We start from the raw sequence: 23188 nt of genomic DNA on the forward strand, positions 1-23188 counted from the left end.
GTGAATTTATATCGCTCCAGCCTGCTTATCCTGCTTCACCCCCAGAAGTTCCGCGCGTTTTTGCTCCAGACGCTGCTGCAGCTCGGCTTTTTTGCGGGCCAGGTCCTCAAGGCGCTCCTCATGAAGCCCCAGGCTGTGGGCGTACGTTTTGACCCGGATCTTGATCGAGCCCCCCGGCTTGTTGGCATCGATCTCATGCAGCGCGGAGTATGGGGTGCCGGCGGCGCTGATGATCGAATCGATCAACCCGTAGGTCGGCGCGTCATGGCCGCATTTGAAGCTGGACAAGTCCAGCACCGCCACGTTCGGATGACGCGCAGCAAATTTGGCCGCCCATACTTTTTGCACGCTGTTGGAACTGAAATTTTCCGGCCACACATCGCTGACTTCAAGCGCATATTGGACCCGCCCGCTCGTTAGATCGCTTGCGAAAAAGCGGCGCAGCCAGGCTTCGTCTTTGGGAATGGAGCGCATCGACAGAATAGGATAGCCGAGCACCTGGAACTCTTCGAGCACGCCGTGATTCAGGCCGGGATCGGAATGGTAAGGCCGCCCGATCATCAGAATGGCCAGACGGTTTTCCCGTTCGACCTGCTCCAGGATCTGGCGCCCCTTCTCCTGCATCTCCGCGTCGAACAGCTCCAGCGCTTTCCAAGCCTGCTCCACGGCAAAATCGCTTTCGTCCTCGGTGATCTGCAGATGTTCGGCAAACGCCTCATATAGCTGCCTTTTCATTAGATTCCGTTCGATGAACGTCACCGCCGGATCGAGATAGGCGATTCCGCGCGCGGCAAAGAAATCCACTTCCTTGGTAAAGGCAGCTTTGATCACGTTGGGAGCGCCGGCTACAATCGGACAGCTGGTCGAATCCATTACGTTGTTCAGATGCGTCGGGATATGAGTGATGCACGGAAAAAAGACGTAATCCAGCGCTTTTTGCTCATGGTGCTTAAACAGCAGGTTGTGCACGTGGGCCTGGGCCACCTTCGACGGATAACACGGGTCGATCGAACCGTATTTACCGCCTTCCTGCCACATTTCCTCGCTCGTATGGTCGCTGAACACGATGTTTTTTCCGCCGATGCCCAGCGTCTCGAAATACGTCCGCCAAAAAGGCGCCGTCGACCAAATGTTCAGCACGCGGGGAATCCCGATCCGGATTCGGGCACGCCGCTCCATCGCCTCGGCGGAAGAACGCGCAAACCGGCGCCCGCCGGGCTCGGCGCGCTTACCCAACAGTCCCAGGAGGCCGTGTTTGTGCCGGGCGTCCTCCGCCTTCGGCTGCGCTTGGGGCAATGGCTCCGGATCGTAAAAATGCTGAAACATCCGGCGCGCCTCGTATTCGACGAGATTAGGGTAATGCTTTTTCAGCTCCTGGCGCTCTTTGGTCAATTTGACGACCGCTTCCTGATCCTCCACCGTTCCCTTTTCGCAGGAGAAGCCGGATATGTAACGGGCGGTTTGGCCGTCCGGCGTCTCGGAGTCGATAAAGGTGCGGCTGCAGTGGTTGGGGCAGAAATTGCAGCGGGTCGATTCGTCGTTGCGGCTGGTATAGCGCAGATGGATCGCGGAATCCAGGCCCAAAAAGGTGGAATATCCCCGCCGCTTGACCACGCGCAGCGTCTCCATTGCCGCTCCGATGGCGCCCGCTTCTCCCGGATGCGGATGAACGTAAATTTCCGCATCAGGGACCCGTTGCTTAATATAATCGACCTGGGCCTTGACCGCGGCCAGATTATACTGAGTGCCTCCCTGTAACACGAATTTGCGGCCAAGTTCGGCCATCCGCGGAATCTGCACGACGTATTGCCATATGTTTTTCGGCAGGACGAGGGCGAGTCCGGCCAGCAATTCCTCTTTGGAATATCCCTCTTTCTGGAAATTCACACGATCCGCGTCGAGAAACACCGCGCAGCCGTAAGAAAACTTGGGGCTGAGATCGGCGTTAAAAGCCGTATCCGCGTAACTCTGAACCGGAATGCCGAACTGGTCGGCCATCGCCTGCAGCAGCATCCCGTTTCCGGCCGAACATTGATTGGACAGCTTAAAGTTTCGGATGTCTCTGTTTTTCAAAAAGAGCACCTTGATATCCTGTCCCCCGATGTCGCAGATGACGTCGATATCTCCGAATTGGTGAACGGCGCTCATCATATGGGCTACGGTTTCGACGATGTTGACGTCCGCCTTCAACGTTTTTTCGAGAACATCCGCGGCGTATCCCGTAGCGCCGAAGCCAATAATCTCCAGCTCGGCCCCCTGTTCCCGGACCTTGCTATGGATGCGCAGCAGCATTTCCTTTGTGTCTTCCAGCGGGTTCCCCTTGGAAAGCTGGTATTCTTTCAGCAGGATGCGGCCGCGTTCATCTACCAGAACGGCTTTGGACGAAGTGGACCCGCCGTCCAGGCCAATCACCGCTCGCACTTGCTGTCCCGGAACGAACACGGCCGGCTCAAACCGGGGAATGCTGTAATTCCGGCGGAATTGCTCCAGTTCCTCATCGGTCTCCACCAAGGGAGGACCCGCTTTCTCGCCGAGCTTGGCTTTACGCCCGTGGGCGATAAATTCCTTCAGCCCTTCCAGTCCCTGATACACCCCGACGTCCGCCGGTTCGTGAAGGCCGTACAGCACGGCTCCGTAAGCGGCGTAATACTGTGAATTGTCCGGCACAAAAATCAGGTCCTCAATCGGCACATCCTTCGGATAATCGTATCCCCGTTCCCGCCAGGTCTGGGGTATCCGCTGCCTCCAACATTCCTGCAGGAAAGGCAGGTAAGTATTCGGCCCTCCCAGGAGAAGTACGCGGTGGCGTAACGTATTGCCGCGGGTAAGCACCGACAGATTCTGCATCACGATCGCATCCGCCAGCGAGCACATGATTTCCCCAGAAGGAATGCCGCTCTTTACCAGATTGACGATATCCGTTTCGGCGAATACCCCGCATTTTGCGGCTACATGATGCAATTTCGAAGCGTCAAAATGCAGCTTGCCCACCTCTTCCATAGGCATCCCCACCTTGATCATGCATTTATCGATCGTGGCGCCGGTGCCGGACGCGCATTTGTCGTTCATGGACGTGATCGCCTGCTTGTTTCCCGTCTCCTCGTTTTCCTTAAATATGATGATCTTCGCATCCTGGCCGCCAAGCTCGATGACGCTCCCGACATCGGGATGCAACCGCTCCACCGCCATGGTGAGCGCGTTGACTTCCTGCACGAATTTCGCTCCGATATGCGGAGCGATAGGCCCGCTGCCGGAACCTGTCGCGAAAACGCGAACGTTCTCTTTCTTGACGTCCGGAAACTCGTTGCCGATAGCGACCAAGAGCTCCATCACCTTCTCCGCCTGCTTCGTATGATGGCGTTGATAGTCCGACCAAAGGATTTCTTTGCTGTTCGTATCCACCACTGTTGCTTTGACTGTGGTTGAGCCAACGTCGATACCGATAATCAAGGAGCCCGCCCCTTGGTCGATATAACTCATGAACACACCCCTTACTTCAATTCATTTACAATTTAAATTGCACAAAAATAGTGACATTTATCACCCAAGATAATGTTCATAATAAATTTCCAATTATCCGCTGGATTGCATCATTTAAATGTGCGAAGAAACAATCCTACTTGTGAAAAATTTCATATCCCTTTTCTATGAAATTTGAAATATAATAAAAAGATATTTATAAAAATAAAATTGGGGGAGCACTATGAAACCATCACAAAATAACCCAGTGCAGGGAAGAAACGACCGTTTTTCCTCAACTGGTTTTATATTGGCCGCCATCGGAAGTTCCGTGGGTCTGGGCAATATGTGGAAATTTCCGTATATTACGGGCGAAAACGGAGGCGCCGCATTCTTTCTGCTGTTCATCGTCTGTTTGGTCCTGATCGGCTTGCCTTTGCTTTTGGCCGAACTGGCTATCGGAAGAGCAGGCAGAGGCAGTGCATCTACGTCCTTCGTAAAAGCCGGCGGGGCCAAAATCTTTGGTCAACTCGGTTTGCTGCAGGTGATCGCGCCTTTTCTTATCCTGACCTTTTACGTCATCGTTGCCGGCTGGACACTCCATTATGCCGTGCAGTCCTTCAGCGGAGCGCTATACAGCAATTCCGACTATAGTGGACAATTCAGCTCGTTTTCCCAAGGCTACATGCCGATCATTTGGCAGGCGGCGGCTATCCTGATCACCGGGTTGGTTGTGGGTAAAGGGATATCCGGAGGTATCGAAAAATTCAACAAAGTGCTGATTCCCGGCCTGATCATTCTCCTGATCGTATTGATGATCCGTGCCGTAACCTTGCCCGGAGCCGGAGCTGGCGTATCCTTTTTTCTCCAGCCCGATTTCTCGAAATTAAGCCCGGAAGCGGCATTGGTAGCGCTCGGACATGCCTTCTTCTCGCTGTCGCTCGGGATGGGTATTCTGCTTACCTACGGAGCTTACGTGGACAAGCGTCAATCTCTAGGTACGGCCACTCTCGCGATCGGAACCGGAGACTTGATCTATGCGTTTATTGCGGGGCTGATTATTTTCCCTACAACCGCTTCATTCGGCATTCAGCCCGATGCGGGTCCGTCCCTTGTTTTCATCGCGCTTCCTGCCGCATTCTCGGCGATGCCGCTGGGCGCATTCTTTGGCGGGCTATTCTTCGTGTTGCTGGCGATAGCCGCATTAACTTCCTCGGTTTCACTGCTTGAAGTACCCGTATCCTACGTCATGGACCGTTGGGGCTGGGGGCGTGTGAAGTCGGTAGTAATCATCAGCATATTAGTGCTGCTGGTCGGACTTCCTTCCGTCTTGTCCTTTGGAATCATACCGGCATTCACGGATATGGGCGGTAAAACGTTCTTTGACTGGCTCGATTTCATCACATCGAATATTCTGCTGCCGATCGGCGGCCTTATTACTACAGTCTTCGTAGGATATTTCTGGAAAAACGCTGCGGAAGCCGCCGGGCTCAAAGCGGGCTGGTTCCGGGTATGGCTGTTCATGGTGCGGTATATCGCTCCGGTTCTCGTGTTCCTGGTACTGCTGCATACGACCGGAATTCTTAAATTTTAGCAATAAAGGGCAATCTTCAGGCCGCTGGCGGCCCGGAAGATTGCCTTTTTTGCGTTTTTTCACTCAATCAGAGCACGTCAATTAGTTTTGTGCACATTCCAGACCAATTAGTCTAAATATATTTGACTGATCAGTCCGAAAATGATATAGTAAGTACATACCTTAGATTACTGTAATCCGTTAGTATTGATACCTCCAAAAAATGAATAAAGGAGCTGTTTTCATGAATTCCGAATCATCAAACCGCATTCTTCTTAGCGGGGGACAAGGGAAAACATCCTCCCGCATCGCGCAGCTGTTAATAAGCCAAGGTTATTTCATTCGAACTGCCGGACGCAACGCATCCCAAATGGATCATGCACAGGCGGACCATGTGTATTTCGACTGGTATGATGATACCAACCACGAGGTGGCCTTGCAGGGCATCAGCGCAGTTTATCTTGTTGCGCCGCCGGATATGCATCCGGAAAAAGTCATGATCCCCTTCATTCGCAAAGCACTCGGCGCTTCCATTCGCAGATTCGTTCTGCTGTCCAGCGCATCGGTACCCGAGCATGGGCCGGTATTTGGACTGGTGCATCAGTACCTGAAGGAGCATGCACCTGAATGGGCCGTACTTCGCCCCTCTTATTTCATGCAGAATTTTACCGAAGCAATGCATGGGCATACGATACGTCAGCAGGGAGAAATCATAACTGCTGCCGGCGACGGCAAAGTCGGATTCGTGGATGCAGAAGATATTTCCGCAGTAGCCTTTCATGCGTTAACTGACAAGATACCTCATAACGCGGAGCATATCATTACCGGACCTCAATCGCTTAGCTATGATGAAGTCGCCGCAACGATTAACAGGCTTACCGGCCTTGCTGTCAAGCATCGCTCGATTAATGAAGAACAGTTGGCGCAGACCCTTACCTCTGCAGGAGTCCCTGCGTCTTATGCCGATTTTCTTGCGAAGTTGGAACTCCGGATTCGTGTGGAAGGGTCCGAAGATCAGGCAACGGACACTGTACTGCGCGTAACAGGACGTGAACCGCGTTCACTGGAGAATTTCATCCGGGAGAATAAAACCTGGTTTCAATCGGCCTCATAATTAGAACCTGTATCCAGCCAATCTTTATTTATAAGAAACATACAAAAGGGATATCCTTCACCGGTCATTACAGATGACACAAGGGATAGCCCTTTTCTTTGTACTGCTTTATTCGATTTTACCTTCACTTCGCTTCAAAACGGACAGTGCAATGTGCATAATGCTGATTAGTTCCGGTTCATCCATTCCCAGCTTCGCCGCATATACCAGGGCATATCGTTCATGCGCCAGAAACCGGGACAAGTCTTCAATATTCAATTCCGGACTTATTTCGCCTTGTTCAACCGCTCGCTCCAGCAGCGTATAAAAGGACTGCTCCACCTCTTTGGTATTCGCCTGTAGATAGGCGGCCAACTCCTCATCGTGAGGCGCCCGCTCAATAGCACTGCTGATGATAAAGCACTCCCGGCACAACTCCGGGTCGGCTAGAACCCGGATCATCATAGTGTAAGCCAACTTCACTTTATCGATAGCGTTCCCCGGCTCATTCAAAAGTTTCTGTAGGTCACGTTTTTTTTGATCCATATAGTATTTTACAGTCGTCAGGAATAATTCGCGTTTCGTGCCGTATGTGTCATATATACTCTGACGGGCAATGCCCAGCCCGGTTATCAAATCCGGCAGCGAAGTGCCTTCGTAGCCCCGGCTTCCAAAGACGCTCATGGCTTTATGCAGTACTTCATTCGTATCGAATGCTTTTGTTCTTGCCATTCTCAGAGCTCCTTTTTTAAATTCTATCTTAAGGTAATTAATGAAGAACAGCAACGACGATAGAAATTAGGCTCAAGCAGTTCTTATTTTGTTCATATTTATTGATCTCTTGCATTGAACCAATAATTCAATATTGACTAATAGGTAGAACCTCCGTAAACTATATTATAAATGGCAGATATAGGGAGTTGAAAACGGATGGAATTTATAGCAGGGTTATATGCTAACGACAACATCGATACTAACTACCTCGATCTTGACACCATTATTAAAATGTTAAAAATGAGTTATTCGTTGGAACTATGGGATAAGCTGATACAGCTTTCCGATGATTTATTTAAACGTGCAAAGAACATCACACTGGAAAGCTATAAACCAACGAAATCCTATATTTACTACTACGGTTATAGCTTACTAATTAAAGGGTCAGCGTTAAAAGAATTGAGAAGATATGATGAATCTAAACAATGCATTGAACAATACTCTGATTTAAGTTGGCTTAATCCTCAAGATCATGAGGGTAAAGATGAAGTCGAGTTCTTTAAGTTTATAGCTTTACCCAATCGATACGAGGTTGAGTTACTATCCGGAAATATCAACATCCTTGACAGCTATGTGGAATTTCTTAAAGAAAATGAGGGTGAGCTAATCCCCGGCTTAACAAGTATTTTAAGAGCCGCAAATATGCATAAATTTAAAGTGGATAAGGAGATAAGCTTATTTACTAAACAAATTGAGCAGCTAAATAAACCTATCAATCACGAGATCATTGATATTACTTACCTTTATAGGCTATATAATGAGTTAATAGTGTATTTTGTAAATGCATCGGAATATAAACGTGCAATCGATATCTGCTTATATATGCTGCAATTATCCTTTGAAACGGATAACAGTCGTTTTTTTAAAAAGGCCGTTTTTTATTATGAAACATTAAGGGATTTTGCGTCAGCAACCCAGAACAACCACTATATAAAAATGATCAGAGGAGGAATGAAGGATGAAGAAATTAGTTATCTTCGCAATGTTGCTGACTTCACTGGTTAGTATCGTTTTGCCGGGATTAGCAGGAGATCAATCACTATCAACCAACATAATGATACCATTTCTTCACGGGGAAAATCATTAAAGTAGAAAAACTAAGAAAAACGCCTAACGGCGTCCTTCAATGGCTCTGACTTCTACTTCGGACGTTACTCTAAGGGACACCAGCGACCTTATCCGCCTATTTCCCGGGTATTTCCCAGCCTAACGGACACAGGCGACCCTATTTCCCTCTAAACCCGTTCATCCAGGCCGATTTGAGGTAAATAACGTCATCTGTGTCCGTTACATTTTGCAAACTCCCGTTTTTTCGCAAATAACGGCTCTGGTGTCCCTTAGCCCCCTGATTCCTCTTCTCCTCCCTCAGAATTTTATACTTTCTGATATGTTAAAAAAGCACCCGCCTTCATAAGAAGGCAGGTGCTCCAGCAAGACCGTATTAGTTGGCCGGATCAACTGGTGCTGTCGGCGCCGTTTTATCCAATGCCGCTGTCGGATTTTTTTCAGCGGAAACAACTTCGCCGGTTTTGGAGTTCAAAAATGCAATATAGACATCCACATTGTCGTTCTTACCCGCGACAGAGATTTCGACGGTCTCACTGGGTAACATTTCACCGCTTTTAGCCGCTACAGCTCGCTGAGCATCTACAACTTGAACATCCGCGAAAGATACAAAATAAAACGTTCCTTCCATATCCTCTCTGGTGCAGAAAATCGGGAAAGCCTTCATGCCGTCCAAAGACACATCGAATTTCTCCTCAAGCGCTTTTTTTGCAATATCCACCGCTTTGTCTTCGCTCATGTCCTTGCTTGTTTTCTCCGGGGTGACCGAGAAGCCTGGAGCTTTGACGGCAGGGACCGTAATGCCTGATGCATTCGCTTGTTGATGTTGACCGGTTACCTTTACATTCGGAGCCGTGTCATTTGCAAAAGCATAAGTTGACAATCCGGCGTTCCCCGCGATTAAAGTAACTGCTGCTCCTACCGTAAGTGCTGTGGAGTAAAGCTTTTTTTTCATTTTTTCATACCTCCGTCATAAAATGATTGGAATATCGTAGCTACAAGGCCATTATGAGGGGAGCGTATTATAGACTAGTGTTCGAGTTGTAACAAGGTTGTAAAAAGAACGGACACCTTCGTATACTCATGTTCTTTGGTTTCAAAATGCAGCCGCGCATGATGGAGCCGGGCAATTTGACTGCAGATGGACAGCCCCAGCCCGATCCCTCCCAGCTCCTTGGAACGGGATTTGTCTACGACATAAAAGGCTTCGGTAATTTTTTCGATGTCCTTGTCAGGTATGCCCTTTCCGTAATCGATCACCTCAATCACTACATCCTGGTCCCGGAAGCTGCTTTTCAGGTGGATTTTACCTCCGGCAGGGGAAGCCTTTATGCTGTTTTCCACCAGATTCATGAACAGCGTCTGCAGCAGGGTGGGATCTCCATATATCCGCTCTGCTCTGCACTCCTTCACCAATGTAATCTGTTTGGCCTCCAAATAATGCCGTTCCATCTGTTCCACATAAACAAACAAGGGTGCAATCTCTACTGGCTGTAAAGTAATCTCTTCGTTCTTCAAATACAGCAGCTCCATTAATTTTCCGGACAGCAGATCCAGCCGGGCCACATGCTCATGAATATAATCGACCGCCATTCTGCGGTCTTCCTCGGTACTATTGGCATGATTTAAAAACGCGCTGTACCCTTTGATCGCCGTTATCGGCGTCTTCAGCTCATGGGTTAGATTATTGATGAAGTTTTCTTTTTCTTCGTTCGCTTTTTGGATCGTTTCAATATTCGCGGCTACCGCGTCCACCATTTTGTTGAAATCCTGGGCCAATTCCGCGATTTCGTCGCTTCCGCTGACCTTGACCCTTTGATGATAGGCTCCGGCCGCAATGTCTCCTACGCCTTTGTTCAGGTTTCTGACCGGAGCGGTTAACCTGAATAACAGCAAGATAAGCACTGCGGATAAGACCAAGGAAATGATTACACTCAAGGCAATGAAATAGTTGAGCAAGGTATTATAATAATCCTGCAGATAAGCGGAGCTTCTTGATATGACCAGCTTAAGCCCATTAAACTCCATGCTGCCGCCTACGAAGATCCACAGCTTTCCGTCAAGCTTCCGGTATACGGTTTCCCGTTGCCCTCCCTGCAGCTGCAGCTCTTCCCGCTCGCCCGCAAACTGATAGGCATTGGAAAAGACCAACCGCTCCCCATCATATACCTCGGTCAGGATGCCCTCTTCATAGTAATTTTCGGCGATTCCGGAAATCACAGCCTCGTAGCTCATACTGCCGGTACTGTAGGCGAAAGCGCGCAGGATGTAGCTTAACGTTTGCTCGATGCTCTCATATTCGCTTACACCTCTGGACATATCCATCTGCTCGTTTAATTGGTAGCTTTTTTGCAGCAGCGCATAGGCTCCAAGATCAAAAGCAATTAAAAACACCAGTAGCACACACAAATACGTTTTCTGCCAAAATTTCACCTTTACACCTCTAGCCTATAGCCGTATTTGTACACCGTTTTGATCCGGTGCTCCCAGTTCAGTTTCTTTCGCAGTCTCTGAATATGCACGTCAACGGTTCTCGATTCGCCATAGAAATCGAAGCCCCAGGTCTGCTCAATGATTTTTTCACGGGAGAGCGCGATATTTTTGTTTTGAATGAGAAAATCGAGCAGTTGAAATTCTTTATTGGTCATTTCCACGGCCTGTCCGTTCACAGTAACGATATGCTTCTCCAAATCCACCGTCGTTCCGTCCAGACTGAATTCGGTGGCGTTTTTCTGGTTTCTGCGCAGCACCACATTGATTCGGGCGATCAGCTCCACCGCTTCGAACGGTTTGACGATATAATCCTCCGCCCCGCTCTCCAAGCCGTGGACTTTATCGGAAACGGCATTTCGCGCCGTCAGGAAGATCACCGGAATCCCGCGTTTCACAAACCGATCGATAAGTTCAAATCCATCAAGCCCCGGCAACATCACATCCAGAATGACCAAATCGACACGAGTCTCATTTAAAACCTCTGAAATTTGCTCTCCGCTGTATAATTGGATGTATTCATGCCCTACCATTTTCAAATTTAGAGCAATCAAGTCGTTGATTGCCCTCTCATCATCGACGATCAAAATTTTAGCCATTCGATCACACTCCACCGCCATGATATCAAATATCCGCTTGAAAGTTATTATGGAGTTGTAAATTTTTTGTGGATACCTTTTCAGCTTTAAATCGGCGGAAAGCTTATACTATAATAAAACGGCTTTTGACCTATGCGACTTCACTCGTTACCGTCACTCTTGAATTTTGCCAACGCCCGGTTCACCGCGACAAGCATCGATGGGATGAAATTCTGTTCCAATAAAAACGGGGTGTCTAAGCTCATCTCTGGGCAGGGAGGACTATACAAAAAAAGCCGACGTGCAGAAAATTCACTGCACGTCGGCTTTTAAAACGAAATCAGCTTTTTAAAGGTATGATATACTAAGGCGAGTCTTTGTCGCTCGTTCGGCCTTCATCTTGGCAATTGCTTCACTGATGATCCTATCACGTTCCGGGTCGTCACCTGGGACAGAGGGAACGACATAATGTCCGTTTGTCAAACGGCGAGCTACATCATCCAAGTCCTCATGCGGAAATCTTTTTTCCATGACCATCACCTCTAATTTAAGTATAGTCTAACTAAGCATTCAGCAGCAAGCTCATCAAAAATAAAATAAAATTGCCAAGCTGCATCCCACCAATTCCTTAATAATAATTAATTAGGTATGTTTTTTCATAAAATTGTAAAAAGCCGATTATAACATGAATTTTCCATGCAAAATCGGCTATAAATGGAGTATGGGCTTCAATTCATCTTATTTGATGCAAATAGATCACTTGCACATTAATTCGTTGTCACCTTTACTTTATAAGGGTACGTAATGCCATCCTGATTAATATCAAGATATTGAATATTGTCAGGAGTTGCGGAAACTACTAAATAAACCGCTTTTTCATCGCCTTGCAGACGGACGGTGTTTTGACCGTTATTCCACATCGTAGAATATCTGGTATCTCCCGCATGCGTTACGGTAACAATGCTGGCTCTCCAATCGGCGCCTCTCGCTGTGCTCGTACCTTGGAAATCAACCGTGACGGAAGTTTTGCTTAAATCGATATTCAAAGGAACAATGTTATAGCCCGTCTGTTGCGGAGCTTTGCTGGCAGGCACAGTCATCCAGCCATCGCTTTGTTTTTCCAAGGTCGTATAAATCTTTTCATAATTGCCGCGGGTTCTCAAAAGATCATCCAAATAATCCAAATAATATTCCTGACTCTTAAAGTCCATCGTTACCATTCTTCTCGCCATTCCGCCCAGGATTTCTTTAATAGAAACGCCTGTTACCTTTTCCATGGATGCAAAATAGGTAGAGTCCTCTTGACCGTAAGTTAATAAATTTAGCAATGTTTGATGGCCAAGTCCGCCGAGGTTGTCCGGATTTTCGTTAATGTACAGGAAAATAGGCCAAGCATCGTACCAATTCTTGACGTGCGGGAAATGGGATTCCGAGTTCAGGACATAGGGGGCGAAAAAGTCAGAGGTTGGGCCGTACACCCTGCCGCCATAACTATAATAATCACTGCCTAAATATTCATTGCGCAGGAAGTTGGCAATCGCTTCATTCCACGCATAAGGGACAACCCCTCCGTTGTGGAAAACAAAGACGTGCGCCAATTCATGAGGCACCACCCAGCTTGGCGGATCCACGCGCATGGCTCCCGGCATCATGACAATGAAGCCAAACGAATCTTGGTCAACAGACATATAAGCCCAATCATTAGAAATTTTATCCAGCCCAGTTTCCGCAATATAAATGTTTGTTTTATATTTTCCGGTTATCCATGGATTTTGAGAACTTCCGATATCCCCTAAGCCAATCTGATCAATGTAAAATGAACGAATAGTTTCCAGATTTGCCAAATTGCCCTCGGCAAATTGCCGATTTACGGTTCCGGTTGTATCCCTGTTGCCCCAAATAATCTGAAAATGCTCGGAGGTCGCGCGATTTACAGAAGAATCGGATAAAGAATAAAAAGCGTCTCTCGCCTTGTAATCGCTTGCAAAAACTTCGCTTTCTGTGCTTTCTGTAGTTGCATCACTTTCTGCCCCTGCTGCATTTGCCATTTTGACAGCGCCGAATAAATCGCTTGCAGTCCCATAACCTGTTGCACTCAATGATAATAAAACCATTAACAAACAACATAAAAGCCTTTTCATAATTAACACTCCTCCCTAAATAAAATAATTAGTAGTTTCTCCTATATATTAACATATTAATTGGTATTTTATAGTTGTTTTTCATATAATGCATCAAATTACCCATAACATTCTGCACATTTTTCAACCACAGGGTTGGTGTCGTTCCGCTCGGAAGAGCGCAGACATATCCTTTCAAAGAAGCTGCCATATGATAGTCTCCAAAACCTATCATCGAAAGGAGGCACACGATGCCCATTCTAAATATTGTGGGAAACGGCGGATTTGAAACCGGCACCTTAACTCCCTGGGTGACTTCCAACGCGAGCATCACCGGCATGTTTTCGCATTCCGGAACCTATTCGGCCAGGTTGCAAGGAGGAACAACCACCTCTTTCATCTCCCAATTCGTACCTGCGGTCGCCGGGGAATCGTATGAGGTGTTGCTATCCCTCGCCAAAGTTCAAAATCTGCCGGCCGCCACGGTAACGGTTCAGCTGACCTATTTCGATAGTTTCTTTAACAACTTGGGAACCAGCCTATTCGTGACCGTTCCGGCGGACCGAATTCCCGCTGGAGAAAACGAAACTTGGCTGGAAATTTATCAGACGACAGGTCCGGCTCCCTTCGGGACCACCCAGGCTTTTTTGCTGATCAACAATCTTCCCCAGGCGGGGACGGCTGATATTTTGGTTGACGATGTCGCGGTTTTGGCCGTCAGCGGTGGACCATGGGGTCCAACTGGGGCTACTGGTCCAACAGGTCCCGCAGGTCCCGCAGGTCCGACGGGAGCAACAGGGGCCACTGGGGCGACGGGTCTCACGGGGGCTACCGGTACGACCGGCGCGACGGGGGCTACGGGAGAAACCGGTGCTACTGGCGCAACGGGCGGAACCGGAGCAACCGGTGCGACGGGGGCCACTGGCGCCACTGGGGCGACCGGCGCAACTGGTGCAACAGGGGAAACCGGCCCGGCCGGCGGAGCGACGGGAGCAACTGGCGCGACGGGGGCCACCGGGCCTGCGGGGCCAACCGGGCCGACCGGTGCTACAGGCGAGACTGGGGCCACAGGACCGACCGGGCCGACGGGTTCCGTTGAGCCGAATCCGTTCGAAGTTTACGTCCTGGCCGGAGCGACGGGAGGAAACGGAACACAAGGCAACCCGTTCGGTACGATTCAGCAAGGCGTGGCTGCCGTGCTGCCGACCGGAACCGTGCATGTGCTTGGCGGAACCTATCCGCTGACCACGCAGATTGCGCTCAACAAAACCGGCATTACGCTGAAAGGGTACCCGAATACTATGATCGTGCTGCAGGCGGCGGTCATTCCGTTTTTGATCGGGGCCAGCGGCATTACCGTCGACGGACTGACGATCACCAGCGACGTGCCGTATCCCGTGGAATTCATCCAGCTTGCCGGCATCAATCACAAGCTGGTCAACAACGTAATCTTCGGGCCGCCGCAGGCGGGGCCGTCAACGGACTGGGTGGTGAACCGCGGATTCGTCACGCAATCCAATGTTCAAAATTTACTCGTTCAGAACAATATTTTTTATTCGCTCAGGCAGCCCGCTTACTTGAACCCGAATTCAACGGGGCACATCGTAAACAACACGGTCTACAATACCCGCGGGTTCGTTGTGGATCGCGCGATATTCGTATTTTCCGGCAACTCGTGGGGAATTCCCGAAAATGCGGTGGACATCGCGCTGCTTGCCGGAACGCCGGCGGGCGCTCCTTATGATCCTACGACGGCGCTCTCGGAAAACAACAGTTTGGCTTCGATCAGCGATCAACGATAGTCTGAGCATCGCAAGGCAGATTAGCCGAACGCTGCTCGCATCTAACGATGCTCGACCGCCGGCTAAGATGAACGGATTCTACGATCAGCGAGAAAAGGGCAAGAACCCCCTTTTAAAGGCGGGTTTTTGCCGTTTTGCTCCAAAAAGAACAGCTTCGTTATGCGATACAGGTTTACTACCGACAGGAGGCCATTATGATCACGATCAGCTTGTGCATGATTGTTCGCGATGAAGAACATAACTTACCGAATTGTCTGGCGTCGGTGCAAGGAATTGCCGACGAAATCGTCATCGTCGATACGGGATCCGTTGACCGCACGAAAGAAATAGCCAAAGATGCGGGCGCAGCGGTTTATGATTTCGTTTGGACCGACAATTTTTCCGCCGCCCGGAACTACTCCTTCAGCAAAGCTACGCAGGAGTACATTTTATGGCTGGATGCGGATGATCTGATTCTGGAAGAAGACCGGAAACGGTTTAAACAATTGAAAACGACGCTCTCTCCCCAGTTTAATACGGTGACCATGCCCTACAACCTGGCTTTCGACAACGAAGGCCAAGTCGTGTTCACGCTGCGGCGCAACCGCCTCGTCCGGAGGGACTGCGGTTTCGAGTGGATCGGACACGTTCATGAATATTTGGCGGTTTGGGGAACGTTTTACTGCAGCGGCGTGTGCATCACCCATGGAAAAACCAAACCCCACACCGACCGCAACCTGCGGATTTACCGCAAATTGGCCAGCGAAGGTGCCGTATTTTCCCCGCGGGATCTTTATTATTACGCCAACGAATTGCGGGATCATGGCTTTTATGGTGAAGCGTGCCGCCACTACGAGCAGTTTTTGCATACGGGTCAGGGTTGGGCCCACGACAACTACCAGGCCTGCTTGAAGCTGGCCGACTGTTACGAGCGTCTCGGGAACGAAGAACGGGCGTTTCGTTCTCTCTGCAGAACGCTGCAGTATGATAAGCCGCAAGCGGAATTTTGCTACCGGATGGGGCTGCATCTTTTTGCCAAACAACGTTACGATCAGGCCATTTACTGGTATAAACAGGCGATTTATTTGCCGGAGTCCGCCGAATCCATGGGACTTAGAAACACGGCGGTTTCGACCTGGATGCCTCATCTGCAGCTGGCGCTTTGTTACGACCGGAAGGGAGACTACCGCAAAGGAAACTATCATAACGAGCTGGCCTTGCATTACAATCCTTCGCATCCGAGCATGCTGTATAACCGCAATTATTTTAAAAGCGTATTGGGGGCACAGAATGCGGAATTTAACCGCGAAAAGAAAAACCTATAAAAACGAGGCAGCCTGAGAAACTCACTCCAGCGCAAAACATAAGGGCAAAAAAGGGCGTTATTCCGGAGAAATCAGACACTTTGGAAGAAATAGAGGTAATTCATGTCGTTATTTTCCCCGGTCGCAGGGAAATACCCTCGTTCTGGATCATTCACAGGAAAATAAGGACAAAAAATGCCGCTAATGGGGATGAACGTGTCTGGCTCCGAATAATAAGTACATAAAGTGTCGCTATTTTGACGGCCTGGGTTTAGACGACGGTTCGTCGTTCCAGTAGCCAGCTGTGTCGAGCACCGATTTCCAGTTTGGGCCTAAAAAAGACCTTGGGGATCATATCCTCAAGATCTTAGACTTAGTGAAAAATAACATGAAAGAAGAATCCCTGTTGGGTCTGTCAAGAATTTTGTGTAAACGAATGTAGAGGGTGATGCTTAGAGGGGGACTCCGCCCCCCTACCTCAAGTGCTGACCCACGCGATCAGGGAAGAAAACCGAAAACTGTAGCAGCATTTGTCCCCAGTTCTGAACACGGCCCGTCCATTTCCGTACAACGTCCATTGTGGATAAATACAGCATTTTAAGGAGAGCCTCGTCGCTCGGAAAGATGCTTTTGCCTTTCGTCACTTTGCGCAGTTGACGGTGATAACTCTCGATCATGTTCGTGGTGTAGATCAACTTGCGAATTTCCGGCGGGTACTTGAAGAATGTAGCGAGCTCGCTCCAGTTGTTGCGCCAAGAACGGACGATCAGTGGATACTTTTTGCCCCACTCCTCCTCAAAGCGATCTAGCTCCACAAGCGCCGCTTCTTCGGTTGCTGCTTTGTAGATCGGCTTCAGATCGGCCGTCACCTTCTTCAAGTCCTTGTAGGACACGTAGCGCGTTGAATTACGGATTTGATGGATGATGCACTTCTGAATCTCTGTAGCGGGATAACAAGCGCTTATCGCTTGCGAGAAACCGGTTAGATTATCGACACACGTAATGAGAATGTCTTGTACGCCGCGGTTTTTTAACTCGTTCAAGACATTGAGCCAGAACTTGGCCGACTCGTTTTCGCCAATCCACATGCCTAGGACGTCTTTATTCCCGTCCAGATCGATGCCGATGACCATGTAAGCCGCCTTGTTGACAATAGCTCCGTCTTGCTTCACTTTGAAATGAATGGCGTCGAGAAAAACAACGGCATATACGCTCTGTAGCGGCCGATTTTGCCATTCCTTAACCATAGGGATAACCTTGTTCGTCACGTTCGAGATCAGTGTCGGGGAGACTTCGATGCCATACAACTGCTGTAGATGATCTTGAATTTCACGCGTGCTGACGCCCTTCGCGTAAAGCGCAATGATCTGTTCCTCAATGCCTGTGACATTGGACTGATGCTTCTTCACCACAAGCGGTTCAAACTCGCCCAAGCGATCACGGGGTACGATTATTTCTTGCTCACCATACTCACTGACGACAGTTTTCTTGCTTTTGCCATTACGGCTGTTTGACGTCGCTTTCGCCGTGATGTCGTGCTTGGCATAGCCCAGATGTGTTTCCATCTCCGCTTCGAGCATCTCCTGGATTGTTTCTGCAAACAGGTTCTTTAATGCGTTTTGAGCATCCTGTGCCGTTACCAGATTATTCTCTTTAATGAAGTCGCGCAACTGTTGTTTCGTCCAAAGTCCCATGTATTCTCCCAACCTTTCTATTAGTTCCATTTTAATAGGTTTTGGAGTTTACACAAACTATTTTACAGACTCTCCCTGTTTGCTATCCATTGAAGATAACAGGTAATATTCAAAGGAATCTTCTTTATCTTCCCTTACATAGAAAGTCGATTTATATTCAATAAATTTCACTAAAGAAGCAAAAATTGTTTTTGCTTCTTGTAAGCTAAACTCTTTTAGCTTAATCACAATTTTATATTGACCTTCTTCAGCATTATACATAACTGAGGAATCTTCAATATTCTCTTGCCATGTCATAAAAAACTTTGCTTCTATCCAAATTCCTTTTTCACATTCTGTATTCAACGTTTTTGATAGTTCCAACAAAACATCCTTAGTCATTCCATATCAACTCCACACCGGGCTCTTGCGGTTCAAAGTATTGCGGATATATAAATTTTATCGGCTTATTTTAATTTTCCCTGAATAGGAAAAATGTACCTTTGTAAAAAGTTGCACCTAAGCTCCAACCCCATTACCATGAAAACAAACGATGAATCAGGCTTGAGAGGCGTGTGGCCCTAGCCTGTAAGGGACGGTGAAGAAAGAATGCGGAAAGAAGCTTGGCTTGGACCCTCCATTCAAATTGACCCGGCATTTGCCTATTACCGGGACCGCTCGGCGGACAGCGTGGCGCGGGAGCTAAAGCAGGCCGGATACCGTTCTATCCGGTATTTCGTTACGCGGGAGGACCGGGTGGACGGGAGGCTGGTGGAAGCGCTGAAGCGCCACGGCTTGTTCGTCTGGGCGATGACGCTGGGGAACGGCACATACGTCACCGACCATTTGCCGGCCGGCTGGGAGCGCTGGCGCATGGAGCTGCTGAAGCCGCCCAAGGACGGCTACACCCGCCTCTCCCCTCACAGCGAGGGGTACCTGGATTGGAAACGGCGCACCTTGGTCCGTCTCGTAGAAAAGCACCCGTTCGACGGGCTGGAAGTTGCCGAGGCGTATTTTCCGGAGTGGGACGGTCTGGCCACCGGAACGTACGGGGATGTCGGCCCGCTGGCTATAACCGCATTCCGCTCCTACAGCGGAATGCTTCCGCCGGAATTCGTGCACCGCACCTCCCCGGCCTATTACAAAAAAGACCGGGCGCGTTACCTCGCGTGGGTCGAATTCCGCGTTCACGCGGTCAACCGGTTTCTCGCCCGGCTCGTGAACGGCCCCGGGGGCATCCGTGAAGCGCGGCCGGAGCTGCGCATCGCGACTTGGTCCATTGCCGTCGATGCGGGCCGGGACCCGGTCGGCGCCGTCCGCGAGCTGCAGGGCATCGACGCCGGGGAGATGATCGCGGCCGTTAGACCGGACCTGCACGTGCTGCAGACCCACTGGCCCGACTGGATGCGCCAGCGTCTTCCGGCCGATTATGCCCGGCGTTACCACCCGTTCGCCGAACCGCTGCGCCGCCTGTATCCGGAGCTGCCGCTCGCGCTGCAGACCGATATCGGCTCGCTGCGCCAAATGCGGCGAAGCGCGGCATGGACGCGGCGGTTCGCCGAAACGGCGGAATCGCTCGGCTACGCCTCCTGGACCGCCTACGAATATTCCATCGGCGGGTGGATGTATGAGGAGCCGCCGCGGGCGGTGAAGGCGAGCCGGCTCGAAAGGGAGGCCGTGCGCATCGATTTCAACAAGCGGATTGATAGCGCTTCGGCTGAGCGGACGGAGCATTACCGCTTCCGATCAACACAGGGGGAACAGATAACGCTCCCCGATTTGAGCACCGCTGCCGACGGCCAGTCGGTGACGCTGTATTCGGAGTTTTTTCCCGCGGAACCGTTCGCCGCAGACATTCGCGGGGTGCAGGATACGCCCGACCGCTGGCTTGTGACTGGCTGCCTTGCGAACCGGAGCGACTGCAGCATCGTCGTGCCCGGACTGCCCTAGGACAATCGGGCCCCGTTCTCAACTTTCGCAAGACCTCCCGCCCACCGAATCCGCTCTTTAAGCGGGACGGGAAGTCCGAGCTTCTGCATTTCGTCATAGATCCATTTCACGTGATAATCGTAGACGATTGCCGGCGCCGCTTCGGCTTCCATTCCGGTGTCCGCCTGCCCGGTACGGGTTCGCCCTACCGCCTCGGATTCATCGCCGCCATCCGCCTCCGACAGCTTCAAGCGATGCTCGTCAATAAGCCGCCGCAAAATAATAAAATGCTCATAAATATGCCGGTACGATTCGATCTCCTCGCCGATCTGGTCCATCGTGCCGCCCAGATCTTTTTTTAGATGGAACTCGTATTTGCACAGCTGATAATAATTCTCCAGGCTGCTAAGCTGGGAACGAAGGCCCTTTAAATCAGGTTCTTCTCCTTGCTCGGCCATCTGCTCGAACATTTCGGCCATCCGCTTGGCCAGCGCTTTGCGCGCCTTGTGCAGGCTGACTTCATGCCTGGGCGGAAACACGACGTAATTGACGATAACCGCAACGGCGATCCCGATCAGCGTGTCCGTAATCCGGTGAAACCCGTAAGACAGCGGATTTTCGCCCGGTTTTAGATTAAGCATAATGGCCAGAAAAACGATGCACGCGATTGAAACCGACTTGTTCCATTTCAGCAGGTTGCAAATGTAGATCACGACCATGACCCCGATAGCGCAATAAAAGGCGTTTCGCGGTTCGAGAAAAGCGAAGCTGGCGCCCACAATCGCGCCGATAAACGTGCCCATCGTCCGATGTTTGCCCGCCTTAAACGAATTGGTCACCGAATTTTCCATCGAAATAATGGTGGCGATCGCCGCGTAAAAAGGATACTCCAGATGCAGGAGCGTTGACACAATTAAACAGATGAAAATGGCAATCCCCGTCTTCACATTGCGCAATCCGATGATCCATTTCAATCAAATCAACCCCTAGTTAAACTCGACCCGTATTATATAGAATGTCTTATAATGCTTCAACTATAAATCGCATGGAAAGTCCACATTTTTTACTCAGCAGCAATTTTAAAAACGGGAACTTTCGTTCGTGTATTGTTTATGTTATAATTATCTGCCTTGAACTAAACAAAACACTAAACTTAATTAGGGCTATGGAAGCTTTTTTTAATAATTACATCTTGCTCTTTTGCCGAATGGCATAGTAATATCGAATCAACGTGTCATCACTGCTTATATTTATATAAACTTTGTAAATTATCAACTAAATTAACACTTAATACAATCATTGACTCTCAGCGATTATAGAATCACGCCCCTCAGGGCAATGTTAAAATCACATGGAGCAAAATTCCGCAAGAAAGGAGCTGCCTCTTGAAATGAATGCACGTATGGTTTCCATTCTCCAGCATTTGCTCGTTTCCGACGCTCCTGTCAAAAGCGAGTATCTTGCCAAATTGATTCAAGTCACTTCACGAACGATTCGCAGCGACATTCGGGAGCTGGATGATTTCCTGAACAAGCACGGGGCGACCATTGAACCTGTACGGTCAAGGGGATATGCGCTCAAAATCACGGATGACCGTGCTTTTCGCGATCTGCTGCAGCAGCTGTTCATCGTAAATGAACCCAATGATCCCGCCTCTCCCGAATACCGTCAATTGTATGTGATCAGACGGCTCCTGATTGCGGATAATTTTTTAAAATTAGAGGATTTGGCCGATGAGCTTTATGTCAGCAGGTCTACCTTGAATAACGATTTCAAAGAGGTAAAGCGAATCCTGCAAGCTTACGGAATTACAATAGAGACGCGCCCCAATTACGGCATCAGGCTCAAAGGCGATGAAATGCGGTTGCGCTTCTGCATGTCCGAATTTATCATCAATCGTTCAAGCGACGAGCAAATCGGCCGTTTGGAGAACGCGCCGCGCATACTCGCGCCCGGAGAGATGACCCTGATTCGCGGAATCATTCTGGAACAGATTCAAAAGTTTGGCGTAAACCTTTCCGACGTGGCCTTCAACAATCTGGTCATTCATATGGCGATCGCCTGCAAACGAATCCGCGACGGCAATCAGGTAGCCATGCCTTCGGCGGAAATCGCGGATATTCGCGGCAGCGAGGAATTTAAAGCCGCGGAGCAAATCGCGGTACTGATCGGGGAAGAACTGGGTATGGTTTTTCCGGAAGCCGAGGTCGCTTATATCTCCTTGCATCTGTCAGGAAATAAATGGCTCGCGGGGGTCAAAGATCAGCGAACCGAAAGCATGACGCCGGAAAAACTGCTGGACGCGCGAATATACGAGCTTGGCAAAAGCATTCTTGCCGAGATCGACAGGGACTTGAATTTAAACATCAGCCATGATTCCGAGCTGTTAATGGGCATTTGCCTTCATCTGAAGCCGGCGCTAAATCGGGTGAAGTACGGGATGAACATTCGCAATCCGCTGCTGGACCATGTGAAAGCCAATTATCCGCTGGCCTTTCAAGCCGGAGTCATTGCCGCCAAGCTGATTGAAAGCAAACTGAATATTTCGATTCCGGAAGCGGAAATGGGGTATTTAGCGATTCATGTCGGAGCCGCCATAGAACGGCAGCGAATGACTTCCCGGCCCAAACGCTGCCTCGTTGTCTGCACTTCCGGAGTCGGCAGTGCGCGCCTGCTTCAATATAAGCTGCAAAGCACGTTTGGGGCTCGGCTTGAAGTGGCGGAAACGACCCCGTACTATAAGCTTTCGCAGATTCCGCTGCAAGAAATCGATTTTGTCGTCAGCACCGTGCCGATTCCCCAGACTCTGCCCGTTCCGGTCGTCGTGGTGCAAACCTTGCTCGGCACAGGCGATATGGATAAGATCGAAGCTCTGCTCAGCGGCAAAGGAGAGCACCCGCTTCGTTATATTCGCGAAGACCTTGTTTTTCTGAAACAAAGTTTTACAAGCAAGGAAGAGGTTATCTCTTTTCTTGGCAAGCGTATGCATGCCGCCGGCTTGATCCGTTCCGCCGAGGGTTTCATTGGACTTGTCCTGGAACGTGAACATGCCGCGCCCACCGCTTATGGAAATTTAGTGGCGATCCCCCATCCGCTCATCCCGCAAAGCGACGGTACCGTTTGGGCGGTTTGCACGCTGGGGCAGCCCATTGACTGGGCCGGCAAACCCGTGCAGTTCGTCTGCTTGCTCAGCATAGACAAGAACGGCGAGGAACCTCCGACCACCATGTACGACCACCTGATGAGGATCGTGGATCATGCGGAAATCGTCCAGCAGATGTTAGGCTGCGAAACCTATGATGAATTTGCCCGCATTCTGATTAGAGCAGCCGATTTCCGCTAGCAGCGG

The 23188-nt window shown here is 49.7% G+C and carries 16 protein-coding genes; 7 read left to right on the top strand and 9 right to left on the bottom strand.

Features of this window, described 5'->3' with window-relative positions; translation table 11 throughout:
• Positions 1 to 6: 6 nt before the first annotated feature.
• Positions 7 to 3480 carry a BadF/BadG/BcrA/BcrD ATPase family protein gene (locus EHV15_RS30420; RefSeq protein ID WP_128634554.1) on the bottom strand — a complete coding sequence of 1158 codons (3474 nt, stop codon included), beginning with the start codon at positions 3478 to 3480 and terminating at the stop codon, positions 7 to 9.
• A 223-nt stretch (positions 3481 to 3703) separates the two neighbouring features.
• On the opposite strand from EHV15_RS30420, the gene EHV15_RS30425 reads away from it, so the two are divergent.
• Positions 3704 to 5053, top strand: coding sequence for a sodium-dependent transporter (locus EHV15_RS30425; RefSeq protein WP_128634555.1), 1350 nt, complete (start codon positions 3704 to 3706; stop codon positions 5051 to 5053).
• Positions 5054 to 5276: 223 nt separating this feature from the next.
• Positions 5277 to 6146: an NmrA family NAD(P)-binding protein gene (locus EHV15_RS30430; RefSeq protein WP_128634556.1), complete on the top strand. Its 870-nt coding sequence runs from the start codon at positions 5277 to 5279 to the stop codon at positions 6144 to 6146.
• Between the two features lie 108 nt (positions 6147 to 6254).
• Here EHV15_RS30430 and EHV15_RS30435 read toward each other — a convergent pair whose 3' ends face one another.
• The gene (locus tag EHV15_RS30435; RefSeq protein WP_128634557.1) at positions 6255 to 6857 is read right to left on the bottom strand and encodes a TetR/AcrR family transcriptional regulator; all 603 of its coding nucleotides are present in this window, start codon (positions 6855 to 6857) and stop codon (positions 6255 to 6257) included.
• Positions 6858 to 7055: 198 nt separating this feature from the next.
• Between EHV15_RS30435 and EHV15_RS30440 the strand changes: the two genes are divergently transcribed.
• Positions 7056 to 7904 carry a hypothetical protein gene (locus EHV15_RS30440; RefSeq protein WP_128634558.1) on the top strand — a complete coding sequence of 283 codons (849 nt, stop codon included), beginning with the start codon at positions 7056 to 7058 and terminating at the stop codon, positions 7902 to 7904.
• 436 nt (positions 7905 to 8340) lie between these two features.
• Here the strand turns inward: EHV15_RS30440 and EHV15_RS30445 are convergent, their stop codons facing one another.
• The 4 genes from EHV15_RS30445 to EHV15_RS30460 form a co-directional block, all read right to left on the bottom strand.
• The gene (locus EHV15_RS30445) at positions 8341 to 8919 is read right to left on the bottom strand and encodes a hypothetical protein (RefSeq protein WP_128634559.1); all 579 of its coding nucleotides are present in this window, start codon (positions 8917 to 8919) and stop codon (positions 8341 to 8343) included.
• A 74-nt stretch (positions 8920 to 8993) separates the two neighbouring features.
• Positions 8994 to 10397, bottom strand: a complete 1404-nt coding sequence (locus EHV15_RS30450) for a sensor histidine kinase (RefSeq protein WP_128634560.1) — start codon at positions 10395 to 10397, stop codon at positions 8994 to 8996.
• A 2-nt stretch (positions 10398 to 10399) separates the two neighbouring features.
• The gene (locus EHV15_RS30455) at positions 10400 to 11053 is read right to left on the bottom strand and encodes a response regulator transcription factor (protein ID WP_128634561.1); all 654 of its coding nucleotides are present in this window, start codon (positions 11051 to 11053) and stop codon (positions 10400 to 10402) included.
• A gap of 746 nt (positions 11054 to 11799) precedes the next feature.
• Positions 11800 to 13173 carry a DUF6055 domain-containing protein gene (locus EHV15_RS30460; RefSeq protein ID WP_128634562.1) on the bottom strand — a complete coding sequence of 458 codons (1374 nt, stop codon included), beginning with the start codon at positions 13171 to 13173 and terminating at the stop codon, positions 11800 to 11802.
• Positions 13174 to 13403: 230 nt separating this feature from the next.
• Here EHV15_RS30460 and EHV15_RS30465 point away from each other — a divergent pair, with 230 nt between their 5' ends.
• Positions 13404 to 14954, top strand: a complete 1551-nt coding sequence (locus tag EHV15_RS30465) for an NTTRR-F1 domain (protein WP_128634563.1) — start codon at positions 13404 to 13406, stop codon at positions 14952 to 14954.
• Positions 14955 to 15148: 194 nt separating this feature from the next.
• Entirely contained in the window at positions 15149 to 16258 is a 1110-nt protein-coding gene (locus EHV15_RS30470) for a glycosyltransferase (RefSeq protein WP_128634564.1), read from the top strand.
• A gap of 452 nt (positions 16259 to 16710) precedes the next feature.
• Here the strand turns inward: EHV15_RS30470 and EHV15_RS30475 are convergent, their stop codons facing one another.
• Both EHV15_RS30475 and EHV15_RS30480 read right to left on the bottom strand, forming a co-directional pair.
• Positions 16711 to 17931, bottom strand: a complete 1221-nt coding sequence (locus EHV15_RS30475) for an IS256 family transposase (protein WP_125081887.1) — start codon at positions 17929 to 17931, stop codon at positions 16711 to 16713.
• A 57-nt stretch (positions 17932 to 17988) separates the two neighbouring features.
• The gene (locus tag EHV15_RS30480; protein ID WP_128634565.1) at positions 17989 to 18312 is read right to left on the bottom strand and encodes a hypothetical protein; all 324 of its coding nucleotides are present in this window, start codon (positions 18310 to 18312) and stop codon (positions 17989 to 17991) included.
• A gap of 207 nt (positions 18313 to 18519) precedes the next feature.
• Between EHV15_RS30480 and EHV15_RS30485 the strand changes: the two genes are divergently transcribed.
• Entirely contained in the window at positions 18520 to 19860 is a 1341-nt protein-coding gene (locus tag EHV15_RS30485; RefSeq protein WP_128634566.1) for an N-acyl-D-glucosamine 2-epimerase, read from the top strand.
• On the opposite strand, the gene EHV15_RS30490 is transcribed toward EHV15_RS30485, so the two are convergent.
• On the bottom strand, positions 19857 to 20813 hold the full coding sequence (locus EHV15_RS30490) for an FUSC family protein (protein ID WP_128634567.1): 957 nt from the start codon (positions 20811 to 20813) through the stop codon (positions 19857 to 19859). The two genes, EHV15_RS30485 and EHV15_RS30490, sit on opposite strands and share 4 nt — an antisense overlap.
• Positions 20814 to 21229: 416 nt before the next feature.
• On the opposite strand from EHV15_RS30490, the gene EHV15_RS30495 reads away from it, so the two are divergent.
• A complete protein-coding gene (locus EHV15_RS30495; protein WP_128634568.1) occupies positions 21230 to 23182 on the top strand; it encodes a BglG family transcription antiterminator in 1953 nt (650 codons plus the stop codon).
• The last annotated feature ends 6 nt before the right edge of the window (positions 23183 to 23188 follow it).

Origin of the sequence: Paenibacillus oralis, assembly GCF_003863965.1 — a bacterium.
Lineage (GTDB): Bacteria > Bacillota > Bacilli > Paenibacillales > Paenibacillaceae > Fontibacillus > Fontibacillus oralis.